Source organism: Microbacterium abyssi, from assembly GCF_015277895.1.
Lineage (GTDB): Bacteria > Actinomycetota > Actinomycetes > Actinomycetales > Microbacteriaceae > Microbacterium > Microbacterium abyssi.
Genome location: NZ_CP063815.1, coordinates 1,340,230 through 1,355,109, shown reverse-complemented (window position 1 = coordinate 1,355,109; position 14,880 = coordinate 1,340,230). Strand labels below are relative to the sequence as shown.

The following is a 14,880-nucleotide window of genomic DNA, read 5'->3' as shown; positions in this document are numbered from 1 at the left end:
GTCGTGGGAAATGAGCGTGTCTCGCGCACAACGGGTGCTGCGCGCGATCGCACGGACAGACGCTTTGCGCCCGCCAGCCAGAACCTGGAAATCAGTTCTGGGGGTTGCGTGCGGATCTCGCAGAATTGCGATGGGGGCCAGATTCACGAAACTACGTGGAGCCCTCCGCTCGTTCCCTTATTGTACCACCACGCACATCGACGGCCAGCATGAGGCCTTCCCACGGGGTGTCGGTCACGGATTCGGCGAGCTCTACGGCACCCTGACGCGCGCCGGGGCCGTCCGCGAGGACGAGCACGCTCGGCCCCGCTCCGGAGACGACCGCGGCGAAACCGGCAGCGCGCAGCGCCTGAACGAGCGTGTGGGTCTCCGGCATGGCCTCGGCGCGGTAGTCCTGGTGGAGGCGATCCGCCGTGGCGTCCAGGAGCAGCTCGGGGCTCTGCGTGAGCGCCGCGATCAGCAGCGCCGAGCGCGAGACGTTGAACACGGCGTCCTCGCGCGAGACGTGCGGCGGCTGCAGCGACCGCGCGAGTGTCGTCGACATGGTCCGCTCCGGCACCAGCACCAGCGGTGCCACGCCCCGATGCACGAGCAGCTTCTTGTGCTGCGGGCCGTTCTCTCCGGTCCAGGCGATGGTGAGACCGCCGAACAGCGCGGGCGCGACGTTGTCGGGGTGGCCCTCCAGCTCGGTCGCCAGACGCAGCAGATCAGTGTCGGAGAATTCGACGTCGCCGGCGAGCAGGCCCTTCGCTGCCAGCACGCCGGCGGTGACGGCGGCGCCGGACGAGCCGAGCCCGCGGCCGTGCGGCACGCCGTTGCGGGCGATGATCCGCAGCCCCGGCATCTCCCGACCGGCGTCCTTGTACACGTGGTCGATGGATCGTACAACGAGGTTCGACTCGTCGCGGGCGATCTCCGAGGCTCCCGAGCCGGTGACCTCGATCTCGAGGCGGTCGTCGTCCAGCGCTGTGACCGTCAGCTCGTCGTAGACGCTGAGCGCGAGCCCGAGGGTGTCGAAGCCGGGCCCGAGATTCGCGCTCGTGGCCGGCACCTGCACCAGGACGGTGCGCCCTTCCATCACTCGCCTTCCACGCGCAGCACGGAGACGACCCGCTCCACGACATCGCTCGCGGCGAGCGCCTCGACGGTGTCGCTCAGCGCCTGCTCGGCCGCACGATGCGTGCCGATGATGAGCCGAGCCGTAGCACCGTCCTCGCTCTCGACCGTCTGCACGACCGTCGCGACCGAGACGCCGCCTTCGGAGAGGATGCCGGCGACGGTTGCGAGGACGCCGGGCTGGTCGTCCACCTCGAGAGTGATCTGATAGCGGGTGATCACGTGCCCGATCGGTACGGTGGGCAGGTTCGCCCGCGTGGACTCCCCCACTCCCACGCCGCCGGCGATGTGGCGGCGCGCGGCGGAGACCACGTCACCGAGCACGGCGGAAGCGGTCTGGACGCCACCGGCGCCCGCACCGTAGAACATCAGCGACCCGGCGGCCTCGGCCTCGACGAACACGGCGTTGTTCGCGCCGTGCACCGAGGCGAGCGGGTGCGTACGCGAGACGAGCGCCGGGTAGACCCGCACCGAGATCGACTCGGAGCCGTCGACCGTGATGCGCTCGCACACCGCGAGCAGTTTGATGACGAAGCCGGCGGCGCGCGCCTCCTCGATCATCGACGGGGTGATCGAGGTGATGCCCTCGCGGTGCACCGCGTCGAGCGGCACCGCGGTGTGGAACGCGAGGGATGCCAGGATCGCCGCCTTCTGCGCCGCGTCGAACCCCTCGACGTCCGCGGTGGGATCGGCCTCCGCGTAGCCCAGCCGCTGAGCGTCGGCGAGTACCTCGGCGAAGTCGGCTCCCTCGGTGTCCATGCGGTCGAGGATGTAGTTCGTCGTGCCGTTGACGATTCCCATGATGCGCACGACGCGGTCGCCGGCGAGCGAGTCGCGCAGCGGACGGATGATCGGGATCGCGCCGGCGGCCGCCGCCTCGTAGTACACCGAGGCTCCGACCTGATCAGCAGCCTCGAAGAGTTCGGTGCCGTGTGTCGCGAGCAGCGCCTTGTTGGCTGTAACGACATCGGCGCCGGAGTTCAGCGCGAGCAGCAGGTTGCTCTTCGCCGGCTCGATGCCGCCCATGAGCTCGATGACGATGTCGCTGCCGACGATGAGGCTCTCGGCGTCCGTGGTGAACAGCTCCCTGGGAAGCTCCACGTCGCGCTTGGCATCCACATCGCGAACGGCGATTCCGGCGAGTTCCAGTGATGCGCCGGCGCGGTCGGCCAGCTCGTCGCCGTGGCGGAGAAGCAGGTCGGCGACCTGCGAGCCCACGGCGCCGGCGCCGAGAAGCGCCACCCGCAGTCGTCGGTACTGATCGCTCGATCGGGGCTGGGTCATCGTGCTCCTTCGTTCTGGGTGAACCCGGCATCCCGTGCCAGCAGGTCGTCGATGGTCTCGCCGCGAACGATCACGCGCGAGGTGCCACCGGAGACTGCGACGACCGCGGGACGGGGGACGTGGTTGTAGTTGCTCGCAAGCGACGCGCAGTACGCACCGGTGGCGGGAACGGCGAGCAGATCGCCGGGGGCGACGTCGGCCGGGAGGTACTCGTGGTCGACGACGATGTCACCGGATTCGCAGTGCCGTCCGACGACACGGGCAAGCGCGGGCTCTGCCGTGCTGATTCGCGAGGCGATGCGCGCCGAGAACTGCGCGCCGTACAGGGCGGGCCGGGCGTTGTCGCTCATGCCGCCGTCGACGCTGACATACAACCGCTCCGCGCCGGAGCCCAGGCGCACGGGCTTGGTCGTGCCGATTTCGTAGAGGGTGACGCCGGCGGTGCCGACGATCGCACGCCCCGGTTCGAAGGCCAGGATCGGCAACGGGATGCCGCGCTCCGCGCACCTAGCGGCGACGACATCGACGATCTCGGAGGCGAGCTGCTCGATGGGCGTCGGGTCGTCGACGCTCGTGTAGGCGATCCCGAATCCTCCGCCCAGGTTGAGCATTGGAACCTCGCCGCCTGCGCGCAGCTTCTCGTGCAGCTCCAGCACCCGGGTGGCCGACTCCCTGAACCCGGCGACGCCGAAGATCTGCGAGCCGATGTGGCAGTGCACACCCACGAACTCGAGGCCCGGCAGTTCGCGGATGCGGGCGACGGCGGTCTCGGCATCCGCGAACGGCATGCCGAACTTCTGATCCTCGTGCGCCGTGGCGAGGAAGTCATGCGTCTCGGCGTGCACGCCGCTGTTGACGCGCACGAGCACCCGCTGCACGGTGCCGAGCCGCTCGGCGGTATCGGCGACGCGCTCGATCTCGATCGCGCTGTCGACGATGATCGTGCCGACCCCCACGGACACTGCGCGCTCGATCTCGCCGGGAAGCTTGTTGTTGCCGTGGAAGCCGATGCGTGCGGGGTCTACGCCGGCGGCGAGCGCGACCTCGAGCTCACCGCGCGTGCAGACGTCGACGTTCAAGCCCTCTTCGGTGACCCAGCAAGCGACCGCCGTGGACAGGAACGCCTTTCCGGCGTAGTACACACGAGCCGTGCCGCCGTGCCCGGCGGTGGCGTCGGTGAACGCGTCGTGGAAGGCGCGGGCACGGCCGCGCACCGCGTCCTCGTCGAGCACGAGCACTGGTGTGCCGTGTGCGCGCACGATCTGCGCCACCGGCATCCCGCCGAGCGTGAGCGCTCCCTGGTCGTCGCGCGCCGCGGACGCCGGCCACACGCCGTCCGCGAGGGCGTTCGCGTCGTCGGGCACGACGAGCCAGTCCGGGGCGAGCGAGTCTGCAGGGGAAAGCACACAGCACCAATCGTCGGAGGGGGAAACCTCAGGCGAAGACGGGCCGCGCGAGGTTGCCCCGATTCTATGGCACCTGCCAGGCTCCCCCTGCATCACGCAAGCCCCTCCCGCAGACAGATCACGATTCATTACGGTGATGCCATGGACAGCAAGACCAGCGAGAGCAGCAGACCTGACGAGCACCCGAAGAAAGCGGGAGGCATCGCAGGGCTGGTCAAGAAGGTGATCGCCTGGGCTCTTGCCCGCAAGCCCGTCCGCGCCTATCTGCTGTACTCCGAACGACACGGCCCGATGCTGGCCGACAGCGTCACCTATCGCGCGCTGTTCAGCATCTTCGCCGGTCTGCTGCTGGGCTTCTCGCTCGCGGCGATCTGGCTCGCCGGCAATCCGGACGTGTTCAGGGCCATCCTCGACGCCATCGACGAAGCGGTGCCCGGCCTGGTGGGCGAAGACGGCGTCGTCAAGGATCCCACTCAGATCGAGGCGCCGATCGGGCTGTCCATCACCGGGATCATCTCGCTCGTCGCACTCATCGGCGCGGCGCTGGGAGCTGTCGGGTCGCTGCGCACCGCGGTGCGCAGCATCGCAGGAGCCGTGCTGGACGACCTGTTCTGGCTCTGGGTGATCCTGCGCAACATCGCACTCGCGGTCGGCATCGCCGCGGCGTTCATCGCTGCTGCCGGAGTCACGTTCGTCGCGCGCATCGGCATCGGCTGGGCGGCAGGCCTCTTCGGCCTGCCCGCAGATGCAGCGGCGGCGGAATGGGGACTGCGGGGCATATCGCTGATCGTCGTCTTCGCGCTGGACACCCTCCTGATCTTCGGCGTCTACCGGCTGCTGTCCGGTCAGCCCGCCTCCGCTCGTTCGGTGTGGCCGGGCGCATTGCTCGGCGGAGCCGGGCTTCTCGTGCTGCAGGAGCTGTCCAGCCTCTTCGTCGGCGGGGCGACCTCGAATCCGCTGCTGGCGTCGTTCGCCTCACTGCTCGCCCTGCTGATCTGGCTCAATCTCAGCTCTCAGGTGATCCTCATCGCGTGCGCCTACATCGTCACTGGCACTGAGGAGGAACAGGACCGCGTCCTCGCACGCGGCGCCCGCACGTTCGCGCAGCGTCGGGTGCAACGGGCCCGGCACGACGTGATGGTCGAGACGCGGGCGTTGCGGAAGGCCGAGGAAGCAGAAGAAGCCGAGCGCAAGGGCAGCTAGTCGCAGGTGCCGTTCTGCTGCAGAGTCTCGTCGGTAGCGATCCCGCCGTCGACGTCGACGTCGATGACCGCCTCTGAACCGTCGATCTGCAGTCCGGTCACCGTGAGCCCGGCCGGAAGCTGATCGGCGATGCAGATGCGCTGGGGCTCGGTGATCTGAGCGGCGGCCCCGCCGAAGCGCTCCGCGATCTCCGCGGCGTTCAGGCTGAGCCCGGCGACCTCGAGCTTCACGGGCGTGAGGAGCACCTCACCGGCATCCGCACCCGGCGTCACGGTCAGCGCGACGGGGATCGGCATTCCGAACACCTCGAAGCTGCCCGATGCTGTGACGTCCGGCTCCGCGAAAGTGATCTCGTCGATCGGGAGGTCGGATGCCGCGATGAGCGAGGTGAACTGATCCTGGTCGATGCGCACAGTGCCGTGGGCGTCATCGAGAGCTCCTCCACGCAGCGGGATTCCGGTCGCCGTGACGTCCGCTGCCCCCGTGACGCCGCCGAACGTGACGGAGTCCGTCGACAGGTGCAGCTCGTCGAGACGGCCGCCGATCAGCTGCGGCAGCAGGATGCCGGCGGCATCCACTTCGAGCTGCTGATCCTGCGGCAGTTCCAGCTGCTCGATGACGATGCCGCGGACGACACCGGGAAGGACGGCTCGCGCGACGAGCTCCGCGGCGACGACCAGGGCGGCGAGGACCAGCACCACGATGAGGAGCACCCACGGCCAGCGAGCGCGCCGCGTCTTCGGCGACTGCTCGCCGTCGCCCGGGATCACGAGCGTCGGATGCTCCGACGACGGCTCCGGGTACGGCAGCGTGGGGTGCTCATTGCTCATGGTTCCTCCGTGCGGAGTGCTACATCCGCTCCGGCGCGGAGACGCCGAGCAGATCGAGGCCGTTGCGCAGCACCTGACCGGTGGCGTCGTTCAGCCACAGGCGGGTGCGGTGCACGCTCTCGATCGGGGCATCTCCCAGCGGAGCGATCCGGCAGTTGTCGTACCAGCGGTGGTAGAGCCCTGCGAGCTCCTCGAGGTAGCGGGCGACGCGGTGCGGCTCGCGCATCTCGGCCGCGAAGGCGACGATGCGCGGGAACTCCTGGAGCGCGCCGAGCAGCGCCGACTCGGTCTCATGCGACAGGGTCTCCGGTGCGAACTCGCTGCGCTCGACACCCGAGTCGGCGGCATTGCGGCTGGCGTTGTGCGTGCGCGCATGTGCGTACTGCACGTAGAACACCGGGTTGTCGTTGGTGCGCTTCTGCAGCAGCTCGGGGTCGAGGTCCAGCGGCGAATCCGCCGGCGAGCGCTCGAGTGCGTAACGCAGGGCGTCGGTGCCGATCCACTCGCGCAGGTCGTCCATCTCGATGATGTTGCCGGCGCGCTTGCTGAGTCGCGCGCCGCGAATCGAGACGAGCTGTCCGATGAGCACCTCGATGTTCTTGTCGGGATCCTCACCCGCGGCTCCCGCGACCGCCTTCAGACGGTGCACGTAGCCGTGATGATCGGCGCCCAGCAGGTAGATCTTGTTCTCGAATCCGCGGTCGCCCTTGTCCAGGTAGTACGCGGCGTCTGCAGCGAAGTAGGTGTACTCGCCGTTGGAGCGACGGATGACGCGGTCTTTGTCATCGCCGAAATCGGTGGTGCGTACCCACACGGCGCCGTCGAGGTCGAAGACGTGTCCCTGCTCGCGCAGCCGGTCGACGGCACGATCGATGAGACTGGAGCCGTTCTCGTCCTTCGCATGCAGGGTGCGCTCCGAGAACCAGACGTCGAAAGGCACATTGAACTGCTCGAGTGAGCTCTTGATCTCGTCGAGCTGGTACGCGTAGGCGAGATCCTCGGCGACCTGGAGCTGCTCGGCTTCCGGAAGGTCGAGCAGGTCGGGGCGAGCCTCGAGAACGCGACCGGCGATGGTCGTGATGTACTCCCCCGGGTATCCGCCCTCCGGAGTCGGCCGCCCCTTCGCAGCAGCGAGGACGGATGCCGCGAATCGCTGCATCTGCGCGCCGGCATCATTGATGTAGTACTCGCGCACGGCGTTCGCGCCGCTCGCGAGGAGCAGGCGGACGATCGAGTCGCCGAGCGCCGCCCAGCGGGTGTGCCCGATGTGCAGCGGACCCGTGGGGTTCGCCGAGACGAACTCCACGTTCACGCTGACGCCCTGCTGCGAGTCGTTGTGGCCGAAGGCGTCGCCGGCTTCGATGATCGTCTTGGCGAGGACGCCGGCGGCTGCGGCATCCAGGCGGATGTTGATGAAACCCGGGCCGGCCACCTCGGCGCTGGAGACGCCGTCGACCTTCGCGATCTCCTCGGCGATCTGCTGCGCGAGCTCGCGGGGGTTCGTTCCGAGCTTCTTCGCGAGCCGCATCGCCAGGTTGGATGCCCAGTCGCCGTGGTCGCGGTTGCGCGGGCGCTCCAGCGGGATGTCCGCGGCGACGATGTCGAGAGTCTCGCCGGGTCGCAAGGACGCCGCGATCGGCGTGATGACGGCGAGGAGGGCTTCGGCGAGGGTGTCGGGGTTCATAGCCCGTCAAGTCTACGGCGCGGCGGATGGGTGTTTTCCGCTCTGAGTTGGTGTTGCACGAACGATCGCTTACCCTCATCCCATGGGATCGGGGAGGATGCGGCGACGTGGCCGCGTGACTGCGCTGAGCATCGTGCTCGCGATGGCTGTTTCCGGCGTGGTTCTCGGGGTGTGGCGGCCGTGGGTGCCGGCCGCGATGGATGCTCCGATCCTCGCCTCCGACGAGGTCGTCATGGTTGCACCGACGCCGCTCGTTCTGCCCGAGCATCCACGTGTGCTCGTCTTCGGAGACTCGTGGACGTACGGGTCCGCTGCGAGCGAGCCGACGCTCGGTTACGCGTACGTCCTGGCGGAGCTGCTGGACGGCGAGACGATCGTCGACGGTGTGCGCGGAAGCGGATATCTCAGGCCCGGCCTCGACGGTCCGGTATTCGGCGAGCGCATCGCCGCGCTCGATCCGGCGGTCGCTCCGGATCTCGTGATCGTCCAGGGATCGATCAACGATCGGGAGCAGGGTGCCGAGGGTTATCGCGAGGCGGTGACGGATGCCTGGGACGCTCTGTCGACGAAGTATCCGGAGGCCGCGATCGTCGTGCTGGGCCCTGCCCCGCACGAGCTTCCCGTCGGTGCGGGAACCGCGCGGATCGACGATGATCTCGCCGCCCTCGCGGGCGCTCGCGGCTGGTGGTACATCTCCCCCGTTCACGATCAGTGGATCACGGAGCAGAACTACCTCGACGTCATCGACGTGGACCTCGGAAACAAGCATCCGTCGACCGACGGCCATCGTTATCTCGCCGAGAAGGTCGCGGCAGCGCTCGCCGATATCGAAGCGGCTCCGGTCACCGAGGCCGGTGGTGCGGAGAGCACGCCCGAGCAGTGATATCGTCGTTCGGTACGCCTCCGTAGCTCAGTGGATAGAGCGCCGGTTTCCGGTACCGTAGGTCGCAGGTTCGACTCCTGTCGGGGGCACAACACTCAGTTCGTATGGCATGGACGATCATTCCGTCGCGCCACGCAGAAACTCCGAGTTCGATGACCGCGTATACCCCAGACGGTCCGCTTCGCCCAACCCCCTCTGACATCACGAGCTCATGAAGGAACCTGGTCGGTAACGACAGGAGGTTTCTCATGACTGACGCAACCGCGCCCCACGGCGAAGGACAGCTCGCCGACGACGACCCCACCACCCGCCACCCGAAGGTCTCACCGCCGAAGCAGGATCAGCCGGAGCCGGGCCTGGACGTCGAGACGGAACCGACGCCGGACATCGGCTTGGAGTCCTACGTGGGACGAGACCGGCTTCAGGGTCGCAGGGCTCTGGTCACAGGAGGAGACTCCGGCATCGGCGCGGCCGTCGCCATCGCCTTCGCCAGGGAAGGTGCGGATGTCGCCATCGCCTACCTGCCGGCCGAGGAGGACGATGCCAGACGCGTCGTCGACGCCATCGAGCAGGCGGGCCGCACCGCGGTGGCGCTGCCCGGAGACCTGATGGATCGCGAATACCGCGCCGGCCTCGTGGATGCCGCCGCCGAGAAGCTCGGCGGACTCGACATACTGGTCAACAACGCCGGCAAGCAGGTCGTCAGCGAATCGCTCGAAGAGCTGACCGACGAGCAGGTCGACGAGACCTTCCAGATCAACATCAAGTCCATGTACACGCTCTCCCGGGCCGCCCTCAAGCACATGGGCCCCGGTTCGACGATCGTGAACACGACGTCCATCCAGGCCTACGAGCCTTCGCCCAATCTGCTCGACTACGCCGCGACGAAGGCCGCCATCAACAACTTCACCAAGGGACTCGCGCAGCAGGTGGCTGAGCGCGGCATCCGCGTCAACGCAGTGGCACCCGGTCCGGTGTGGACTGTGCTGCAGGTGTCGGACGGTCAGCCCAAGGAGAAGCTGCCGGAGTTCGGGCAGAGCACGCCGCTGGGCAGAGCCGGGCAGCCGACGGAGATGGCGCCGGCCTTCGTGTTCCTCGCTTCCGGCGAGTCGAGCTACGTGAACGGCGAGACGCTCAACGCCAACGGCGGGACTCCCACGCCGTGACGGCCGCTTCGCTGCCGTCGTAACCACGTTCGCCCCACGCCCTACGATGGAACGGAGGTTCCCGGCATCCATCTCCAGCACGAACGAGGTTCGAGACTTGCAGTACATCTCCACACGCGGCGGCACACTCGGGCAGTTCAGCGATGTCCTCCTGGAAGGGCTCGCCCCCAATGGCGGCCTCGCCGTTCCTGAGGCACTTCCTCGCCTGAGCTCCGAAGACCTCGAGCGCCTGCGTCCGCTGACCTACCCCGAGCTCGCCACCGAGGTCATCGGCCTGTTCGCCACGGACATCCCGCGCGGCGACCTCGCCCAGCTGACCGCTCGCGCCTACGGAGACGGCAAGTTCGCGGCGGAGGAGGTCGTGCCGCTGAGCGACCTCGGCGATGGCATGACTCTCGTGGGCCTGTCGGAGGGACCGACGCTCGCCTTCAAGGACATGGCGATGCAGTTCCTCGGCGAGGCGCTGGAGTACGTGCTGGAGAAGAGCGACCGCGTCCTCAACGTCCTCGGCGCGACCTCGGGCGACACCGGCTCCGCCGCCGAGCACGCGCTGCGCGGCCTCGACCGCGTTTCGGTGTTCATGCTCTCCCCTCAGGGGCGCATGAGCGCGTTCCAGCGCGCGCAGATGTACTCGCTGCAGGACGAGAACGTGCACAACATCGCCGTCGAGGGCGTCTTCGACGACTGCCAGAACCTCGTCAAGCGGCTGAACACCGACCTGGAGTTCAAGCGTGCCCACAGCCTGGGCGCCGTGAACTCCATCAACTTCGGTCGCATCTCGGCGCAGATCGTCTACTACGTGTGGGCGTGGCTGCGCACGACGGATGACGTCGCCGAAGCCGAGCGCGCAGCGTCCGAGGTCTCGTTCGCCGTGCCGTCTGGCAATTTCGGCAACATCCTCTCCGGGCACTACGCCCGCAGCATGGGCATCCCGATCCGCAAGCTCGTCCTCGCCACGAACGAGAACAACGTGCTCGACGAGTTCTTCCGCACCGGCCACTACCGGCCGCGCAGCTCTGCGAACACCCTCGCCACCTCGAGCCCGTCGATGGACGTCTCGCGAGCCTCGAACCTCGAGCGGTTCGTGTTCGATCTGCTCGGCCGCGACCCCGAGCGCACCGCCGCTGCGTGGCACGAGCTCGAGGAGCGCGACGAGATCGACCTGTCCGCCGAGCTCGACCGGTTCCTCCCCGAGTTCGGACTTGTCAGCGGCACCAGCACGCACGACGACCGGCTCGCCACGATCCGCGACTTCCGCAACAGGACCGGCGTCACGATCGACCCGCACACCGCCGACGGCGCCAAGGTCGCGCGCGACCACCTCGAGACCGGCATCCCGATGCTCGTGCTCGAGACCGCGAAGCCGCAGAAGTTCGCCGACCTGATCTCCGAGGCGCTCGGAGCGACCGTGCAGCCGGACGACGACACGCGCGCCCTGCTGGCGGCGCCTCAGCGCGTGACGGACATGCCCGACGACGAGCAGCAGCTCCGTTCGTACATCTCCGAGCGCGCACAGCACGCCTGACGGACCGGAGGTTTACTCCACGGAGGATCGGCGCTTTACTCGAGGCATGGTCCGCGCCCTCCCGGAGATCCTGGAACACCACGTCGCACAGGGCACGGCGCCCGGCATCCTCGTCGCCTGCGGCAGACCCGGCGAGCCGCTCGCGTACACCAGCGCAGGCGACGTATCCAACGACGCGATCTTCCGCATCCAGTCGATGACGAAGCCCGTGCTCGCGGTCGCCACCCTGCGTCTCGTCCATGACGGACGCATCGCGCTGGACGATCCGGTGGATCGCTGGCTCCCCGAGCTGGCCGATCGCGAAGTCCTGCGCACTCCCGACTCTCCGCTGACGGACACCGAGCCCGCCCACCGGGCGATCACGGTGCGCGACCTCCTCACCAACCAGTCGGGCTACGGCATGATGACATCCGAGAGCCCTCTGAAGCAGGCGATGATCGAGAATCGCACCGAAGCCGGACAGGAACCGGTGGAGCTGGGCGCGCAGGAGTGGCTGGACGCCCTCGCACGCCTCCCCCTCGCCTTCCAGCCGGGCACCGGCTGGCGCTACCACCACTCGTTCGGCATCCTCGGCATCCTGCTCTCCCGCATCGTGGGGATGCCGCTGGGCGACCACCTGCGCGCCGATCTGTTCGAACCGCTCGGCATGCTCGACACCGGCTACACCGTCCCGCAGGACGAAGCGCACCGCCTTCCCGCCGCCTACCGGCACCACCAGACGCGGGGGCTGGTGCAGATCGAGCCGGCGGCTGCGGGCTTCTACGTCGCACCCGCCCCGTTCGACCTCAGTCATGCCGAGCTCGTCTCGACGGCGTCGGACTACGCGACTTTCGCGCGCATGCTGGGGGCGGACGGACGACACGACGACCGGGTCATCCTCGATCGCGCCCTGCTCGAACAGCTGCGCAGTGACCAGGTGCCCGCATCGGCGAAGACCGATGACAGCTTCTTCCCCGGGTTCTGGGACGGCATGGGCTGGGGCTACGGCGTCGCGGTCGAGACATCCGGCCCGCACACCGGGCGCTACGGCTGGTCGGGTGGCCTCGGCACGGATGTGTCCGTCGACCCGGACGGGTCGTTCCGCCTCGTGATGACCCAGGCGGAGATGGGGCCGCAGGTGATGGCGCTGTTCCGCGAGGTGCTGGCATGACGAAGGTCGATTTCAAGAAGACGCTCGACGCGTACCGCGCTCGCAAGGGCCGGTTCGCTCTCGTCGAGGTGCCCGCGCTCGGCTATCTCATGATCGACGGCCACGGCGACCCGAACGACTCCCCCGAGTTCGCCTCCGCCGTCGAGGCGCTCTATCCGCTCGCCTACACGCTCAAGTTCGCCAGCAAGGGCCTCGGGCGCGACTACGTCGTCATGCCCCTCGAAGGGCTCTGGTGGGCCGAAGACCACGCCTCGTTCACCACGTCGCGCGACAAGTCGCGGTGGCACTGGACGCTGATGATCATGCAGCCCGACTGGATCGATGAGGCGATGTTCGCGGATGCCGTCGCCAAGACCTCCGCGAAGAATCCGTCAGCACGGGTGGATGAGGTGCGCCTCGAGACGCTTCACGAGGGTCTGTGCGCGCAGACGCTGCACGTCGGCACGTACGACGATGAGGCGCCGGTGCTCGCACGGATGCATGACGAGTTCATCCCGGAGCACGGCATGCGCATGTCGGGCACGCACCACGAGATCTACTTCAGCGATCCGCGCACGGGTGACCCCGCCAAGCGCCGCACGCTCCTGCGGCAGCCGGTCGAACCAATCAGCTGATCCCGACGGCGACGGCCGTGATCGCGATCGCCAGGAGCGGCAATCCGCCCTGCATGGCCGCGGACTTCGCCATCTTCGGGTTCGACAGCAGCAGCACCAGTGCGGCCGCGAGCATCATCCCCGTGCCGGCGAACACGAGCGTCAGTCCGACGGTCGCCAGCCCCGAGATCCACAGGACGATGCCGAGCAGTGTCGCAAGCGCGAGGAACAGGTTGTAGAACCCCTGGTTGAACGCCAGCGGCTTCGTCGTCTCGGCATCCGCCTCGCTGGCGACGCCGAAGATCCTCCGCGTCTCGGGCTCGGTCCACCGCAGCGACTCGAGCGCGAAGATGAACACGTGGAACGCCGCAGCGGCGGCGGCGAGGACGAGACCGAGGATCAGCATTCCTAGATTCTCCACCAGAGTCGGCGCGTCACACGAGGAAGATCGGCAGCAGCCCCGGATTGTGCGCGTGCACGAGCACGGCGAACACGACGGCGTCGAACAGCAGGTGCACGGTCACGACGTAGGCGAGCGAGTGGGTGCGCAGGAAGATGTACCCCTGCAGCAACGCGAACGGGATCGTCAGCACCGGCCCCCACTCGCGGTACCCGAGCTCCCACAGGAACGACACGAACACGATCGCCTGCAGCACGTTCGCTAGCGCGTCAGGGAAGTGCCGCCGCAGCAGCGCGAACACCGTGCAGATGAAGAACAACTCGTCCCAGATGCCGACGGCGCCGACACCGACGAACAGGCGCGCGATCAGCTCGGGAGAATCGACGACCGGCCAGTTCTGGTAGACGCCGCTGGTGATGAAGTAGAACGGCAGGATCAGCCAGCCGAGCACCAGCACGGCGATCAGCCAGGTCCATTGCAACCGTCCCCAACGCCTGTGCGTGCGCCACGGGAAGCCGATCGCCCGGTCGCGGTAGACGAACCGCGAGATCAGGTACGGCACGACGACGGCACCGCCGAGCGCGAGCGTGAACCGCAGCATCGCCAGGTTGTCGAGCTCAGCGGCCAGCGGGATCACGCTGACGATCAGCATCCCGATCGCGATGAGCGAGAGATCGCGGGTGAGCGAAGGAGTGGATGCCGTGACGTCCCGGGCTGTCTCCAGGCGGGCGCCGGAGCGGACCGCGAGCCGATTCGCCGGCTGCCGCGACTCGATCAGCCAGGCGACCGCGACGCCGGCCGCGAGGAGCACCCAGCCGAGCAACGTCCACTCGGCGACGAAGAACGCGGGAGCGGCGAGGCAGACCAGCAGCGCAGGCGCGAGACCCGGCGCCCAGCGGACTGCGCCGGCTGTCACGCCCGAGGCTTCCGCCGGTACACCAGATCGCGGATCTCGCGGCCCTTGGCGATGCCCTTGCGCTCGAACGCGGTCATCACGCGACCTTCGAATCTCTCAGCCCACTCCCCCTCGAAGGCGCGCTGGAACTCGTCCTCGGCGTCGAGGACCTCCCGCATCTGCAGCGCGTAGTCCTCCCAGTCCGTGGCCAGGCGCAGCAGCCCGCCGTCGGCGAGGGCGCGCGCGGCCGCGGCTCCGAATCCCGGCCGGATGAGGCGCCGTTTCGTGTGCCGCTTCTTGTGCCACGGGTCGGAGAAGAAGATCCAGACCTCGGTCGCCGCCCCCTCGGGAAGGTACGTCGACAGGACCTCCGGTGCGTTCGCCTCCACCAGACGCAGATTGCGGACGCCGGCCTTGTCTGCGTCGAGCATGGTGCGAGCGAGCCCAGCCCGGAACACCTCGACGGCGAGGAAGTCGTCGTCAGGGCGAGAGGATGCCGCCGACACGATGGCGTGCCCCTGACCGGAGCCGATCTCGACGATCAGCGGCGCCTCACGGCCGTACTCGGCGGCGGGATGCATGCGCGCCTCGGGGTGCACGCTCGTCCACGCGACGTCGCGCGGCACGTCGAGCAGGAAATGCGGAGCCAGATCGGCGAAAGCACGCTCCTGAGCGTCCGACATCCGTCCGCTCCGGCGTACGAAGGAGACCGGTTCATCGCGGAAGGTGTGCGGTTCAGGCATAC

General features: G+C 68.3%; 14 protein-coding genes and 1 tRNA gene. 7 read left to right on the top strand and 8 right to left on the bottom strand.

Annotated elements, in window-relative coordinates; translation table 11 throughout:
• Positions 1-151 precede the first annotated feature (151 nt).
• Genes thrB through lysA form a run of 3 tightly spaced genes read right to left on the bottom strand, consistent with a single transcriptional unit; the run spans position 152 to position 3,806 of the window.
• Complete coding sequence (thrB, locus tag IM776_RS06540) at positions 152-1,078, bottom strand: homoserine kinase (RefSeq protein ID WP_194422181.1); 927 nt, start codon at positions 1,076-1,078, stop codon at positions 152-154.
• On the bottom strand, positions 1,078-2,400 hold the full coding sequence (locus IM776_RS06535; protein WP_194422180.1) for a homoserine dehydrogenase: 1,323 nt from the start codon (positions 2,398-2,400) through the stop codon (positions 1,078-1,080). The genes thrB and IM776_RS06535 overlap by 1 nt, the downstream gene beginning before the upstream one ends.
• The gene (gene lysA, locus IM776_RS06530) at positions 2,397-3,806 is read right to left on the bottom strand and encodes a diaminopimelate decarboxylase (protein ID WP_228479952.1); all 1,410 of its coding nucleotides are present in this window, start codon (positions 3,804-3,806) and stop codon (positions 2,397-2,399) included. Before lysA ends, IM776_RS06535 begins: the two co-directional genes overlap by 4 nt.
• A 141-nt stretch (positions 3,807-3,947) precedes the next feature.
• Here lysA and IM776_RS06525 point away from each other — a divergent pair, with 141 nt between their 5' ends.
• On the top strand, positions 3,948-5,009 hold the full coding sequence (locus IM776_RS06525; protein WP_194422179.1) for a YhjD/YihY/BrkB family envelope integrity protein: 1,062 nt from the start codon (positions 3,948-3,950) through the stop codon (positions 5,007-5,009).
• Here IM776_RS06525 and IM776_RS06520 read toward each other — a convergent pair.
• Both IM776_RS06520 and argS read right to left on the bottom strand, forming a co-directional pair.
• The gene (locus IM776_RS06520) at positions 5,006-5,839 is read right to left on the bottom strand and encodes an LmeA family phospholipid-binding protein (protein WP_194422178.1); all 834 of its coding nucleotides are present in this window, start codon (positions 5,837-5,839) and stop codon (positions 5,006-5,008) included. The genes IM776_RS06525 and IM776_RS06520 overlap by 4 nt on opposite strands.
• Before the next feature lie 19 nt (positions 5,840-5,858).
• Positions 5,859-7,523 carry an arginine--tRNA ligase gene (argS, locus tag IM776_RS06515; protein ID WP_194422177.1) on the bottom strand — a complete coding sequence of 555 codons (1,665 nt, stop codon included), beginning with the start codon at positions 7,521-7,523 and terminating at the stop codon, positions 5,859-5,861.
• Positions 7,524-7,605: 82 nt separating this feature from the next.
• Here argS and IM776_RS06510 point away from each other — a divergent pair, with 82 nt between their 5' ends.
• From IM776_RS06510 to IM776_RS06485, 6 genes are all read left to right on the top strand, one after another.
• Entirely contained in the window at positions 7,606-8,406 is an 801-nt protein-coding gene (locus tag IM776_RS06510; protein ID WP_228479951.1) for an SGNH/GDSL hydrolase family protein, read from the top strand.
• Between the two features lie 16 nt (positions 8,407-8,422).
• A tRNA-Arg gene (locus IM776_RS06505) sits at positions 8,423-8,495 on the top strand.
• A gap of 159 nt (positions 8,496-8,654) precedes the next feature.
• Positions 8,655-9,572: a glucose 1-dehydrogenase gene (locus IM776_RS06500; protein WP_194422176.1), complete on the top strand. Its 918-nt coding sequence runs from the start codon at positions 8,655-8,657 to the stop codon at positions 9,570-9,572.
• Between the two features lie 97 nt (positions 9,573-9,669).
• Positions 9,670-11,097 (top strand): threonine synthase, encoded by a 1,428-nt coding sequence (gene thrC / locus IM776_RS06495; RefSeq protein ID WP_194422175.1) that lies wholly within the window; start codon positions 9,670-9,672, stop codon positions 11,095-11,097.
• Between the two features lie 46 nt (positions 11,098-11,143).
• On the top strand, positions 11,144-12,247 hold the full coding sequence (locus IM776_RS06490; protein WP_194422174.1) for a serine hydrolase domain-containing protein: 1,104 nt from the start codon (positions 11,144-11,146) through the stop codon (positions 12,245-12,247).
• The gene (locus IM776_RS06485) at positions 12,244-12,861 is read left to right on the top strand and encodes a GyrI-like domain-containing protein (protein WP_194422173.1); all 618 of its coding nucleotides are present in this window, start codon (positions 12,244-12,246) and stop codon (positions 12,859-12,861) included. The genes IM776_RS06490 and IM776_RS06485 overlap by 4 nt, the downstream gene beginning before the upstream one ends.
• Here the strand turns inward: IM776_RS06485 and IM776_RS06480 are convergent.
• The 3 genes from IM776_RS06480 to trmB are packed head-to-tail and all read right to left on the bottom strand — an operon-like array spanning position 12,854 to position 14,878.
• A complete protein-coding gene (locus IM776_RS06480) occupies positions 12,854-13,246 on the bottom strand; it encodes a DUF1304 domain-containing protein (RefSeq protein WP_194422172.1) in 393 nt (130 codons plus the stop codon). The two genes, IM776_RS06485 and IM776_RS06480, sit on opposite strands and share 8 nt — an antisense overlap.
• A gap of 28 nt (positions 13,247-13,274) precedes the next feature.
• Complete coding sequence (locus IM776_RS06475) at positions 13,275-14,156, bottom strand: CPBP family intramembrane glutamic endopeptidase (protein ID WP_194422171.1); 882 nt, start codon at positions 14,154-14,156, stop codon at positions 13,275-13,277.
• Positions 14,153-14,878 (bottom strand): tRNA (guanosine(46)-N7)-methyltransferase TrmB, encoded by a 726-nt coding sequence (gene trmB / locus IM776_RS06470; RefSeq protein WP_194422170.1) that lies wholly within the window; start codon positions 14,876-14,878, stop codon positions 14,153-14,155. The genes IM776_RS06475 and trmB overlap by 4 nt, the downstream gene beginning before the upstream one ends.
• Positions 14,879-14,880 lie beyond the last annotated feature (2 nt).

What these genes read in the sequence shown, in the direction of transcription:
- IM776_RS06535 (WP_194422180.1), bottom strand. Translation starts at nt 2,400, where the DNA reads ATGACCCAGCCCCGATCGAGCGATCAGTACCGACGACTGCGGGTGGCG.
- IM776_RS06520 (WP_194422178.1), bottom strand. Translation starts at nt 5,839, where the DNA reads ATGAGCAATGAGCACCCCACGCTGCCGTACCCGGAGCCGTCGTCGGAG.
- argS (WP_194422177.1), bottom strand. Translation starts at nt 7,523, where the DNA reads ATGAACCCCGACACCCTCGCCGAAGCCCTCCTCGCCGTCATCACGCCG.
- trmB (WP_194422170.1), bottom strand. Translation starts at nt 14,878, where the DNA reads ATGCCTGAACCGCACACCTTCCGCGATGAACCGGTCTCCTTCGTACGC.
- IM776_RS06525 (WP_194422179.1), top strand. Translation starts at nt 3,948, where the DNA reads ATGGACAGCAAGACCAGCGAGAGCAGCAGACCTGACGAGCACCCGAAG.
- IM776_RS06510 (WP_228479951.1), top strand. Translation starts at nt 7,606, where the DNA reads ATGGGATCGGGGAGGATGCGGCGACGTGGCCGCGTGACTGCGCTGAGC.
- thrB (WP_194422181.1), bottom strand. Translation starts at nt 1,078, where the DNA reads ATGGAAGGGCGCACCGTCCTGGTGCAGGTGCCGGCCACGAGCGCGAAT.
- IM776_RS06490 (WP_194422174.1), top strand. Translation starts at nt 11,144, where the DNA reads ATGGTCCGCGCCCTCCCGGAGATCCTGGAACACCACGTCGCACAGGGC.
- IM776_RS06480 (WP_194422172.1), bottom strand. Translation starts at nt 13,246, where the DNA reads ATGCTGATCCTCGGTCTCGTCCTCGCCGCCGCCGCTGCGGCGTTCCAC.
- IM776_RS06485 (WP_194422173.1), top strand. Translation starts at nt 12,244, where the DNA reads ATGACGAAGGTCGATTTCAAGAAGACGCTCGACGCGTACCGCGCTCGC.
- IM776_RS06500 (WP_194422176.1), top strand. Translation starts at nt 8,655, where the DNA reads ATGACTGACGCAACCGCGCCCCACGGCGAAGGACAGCTCGCCGACGAC.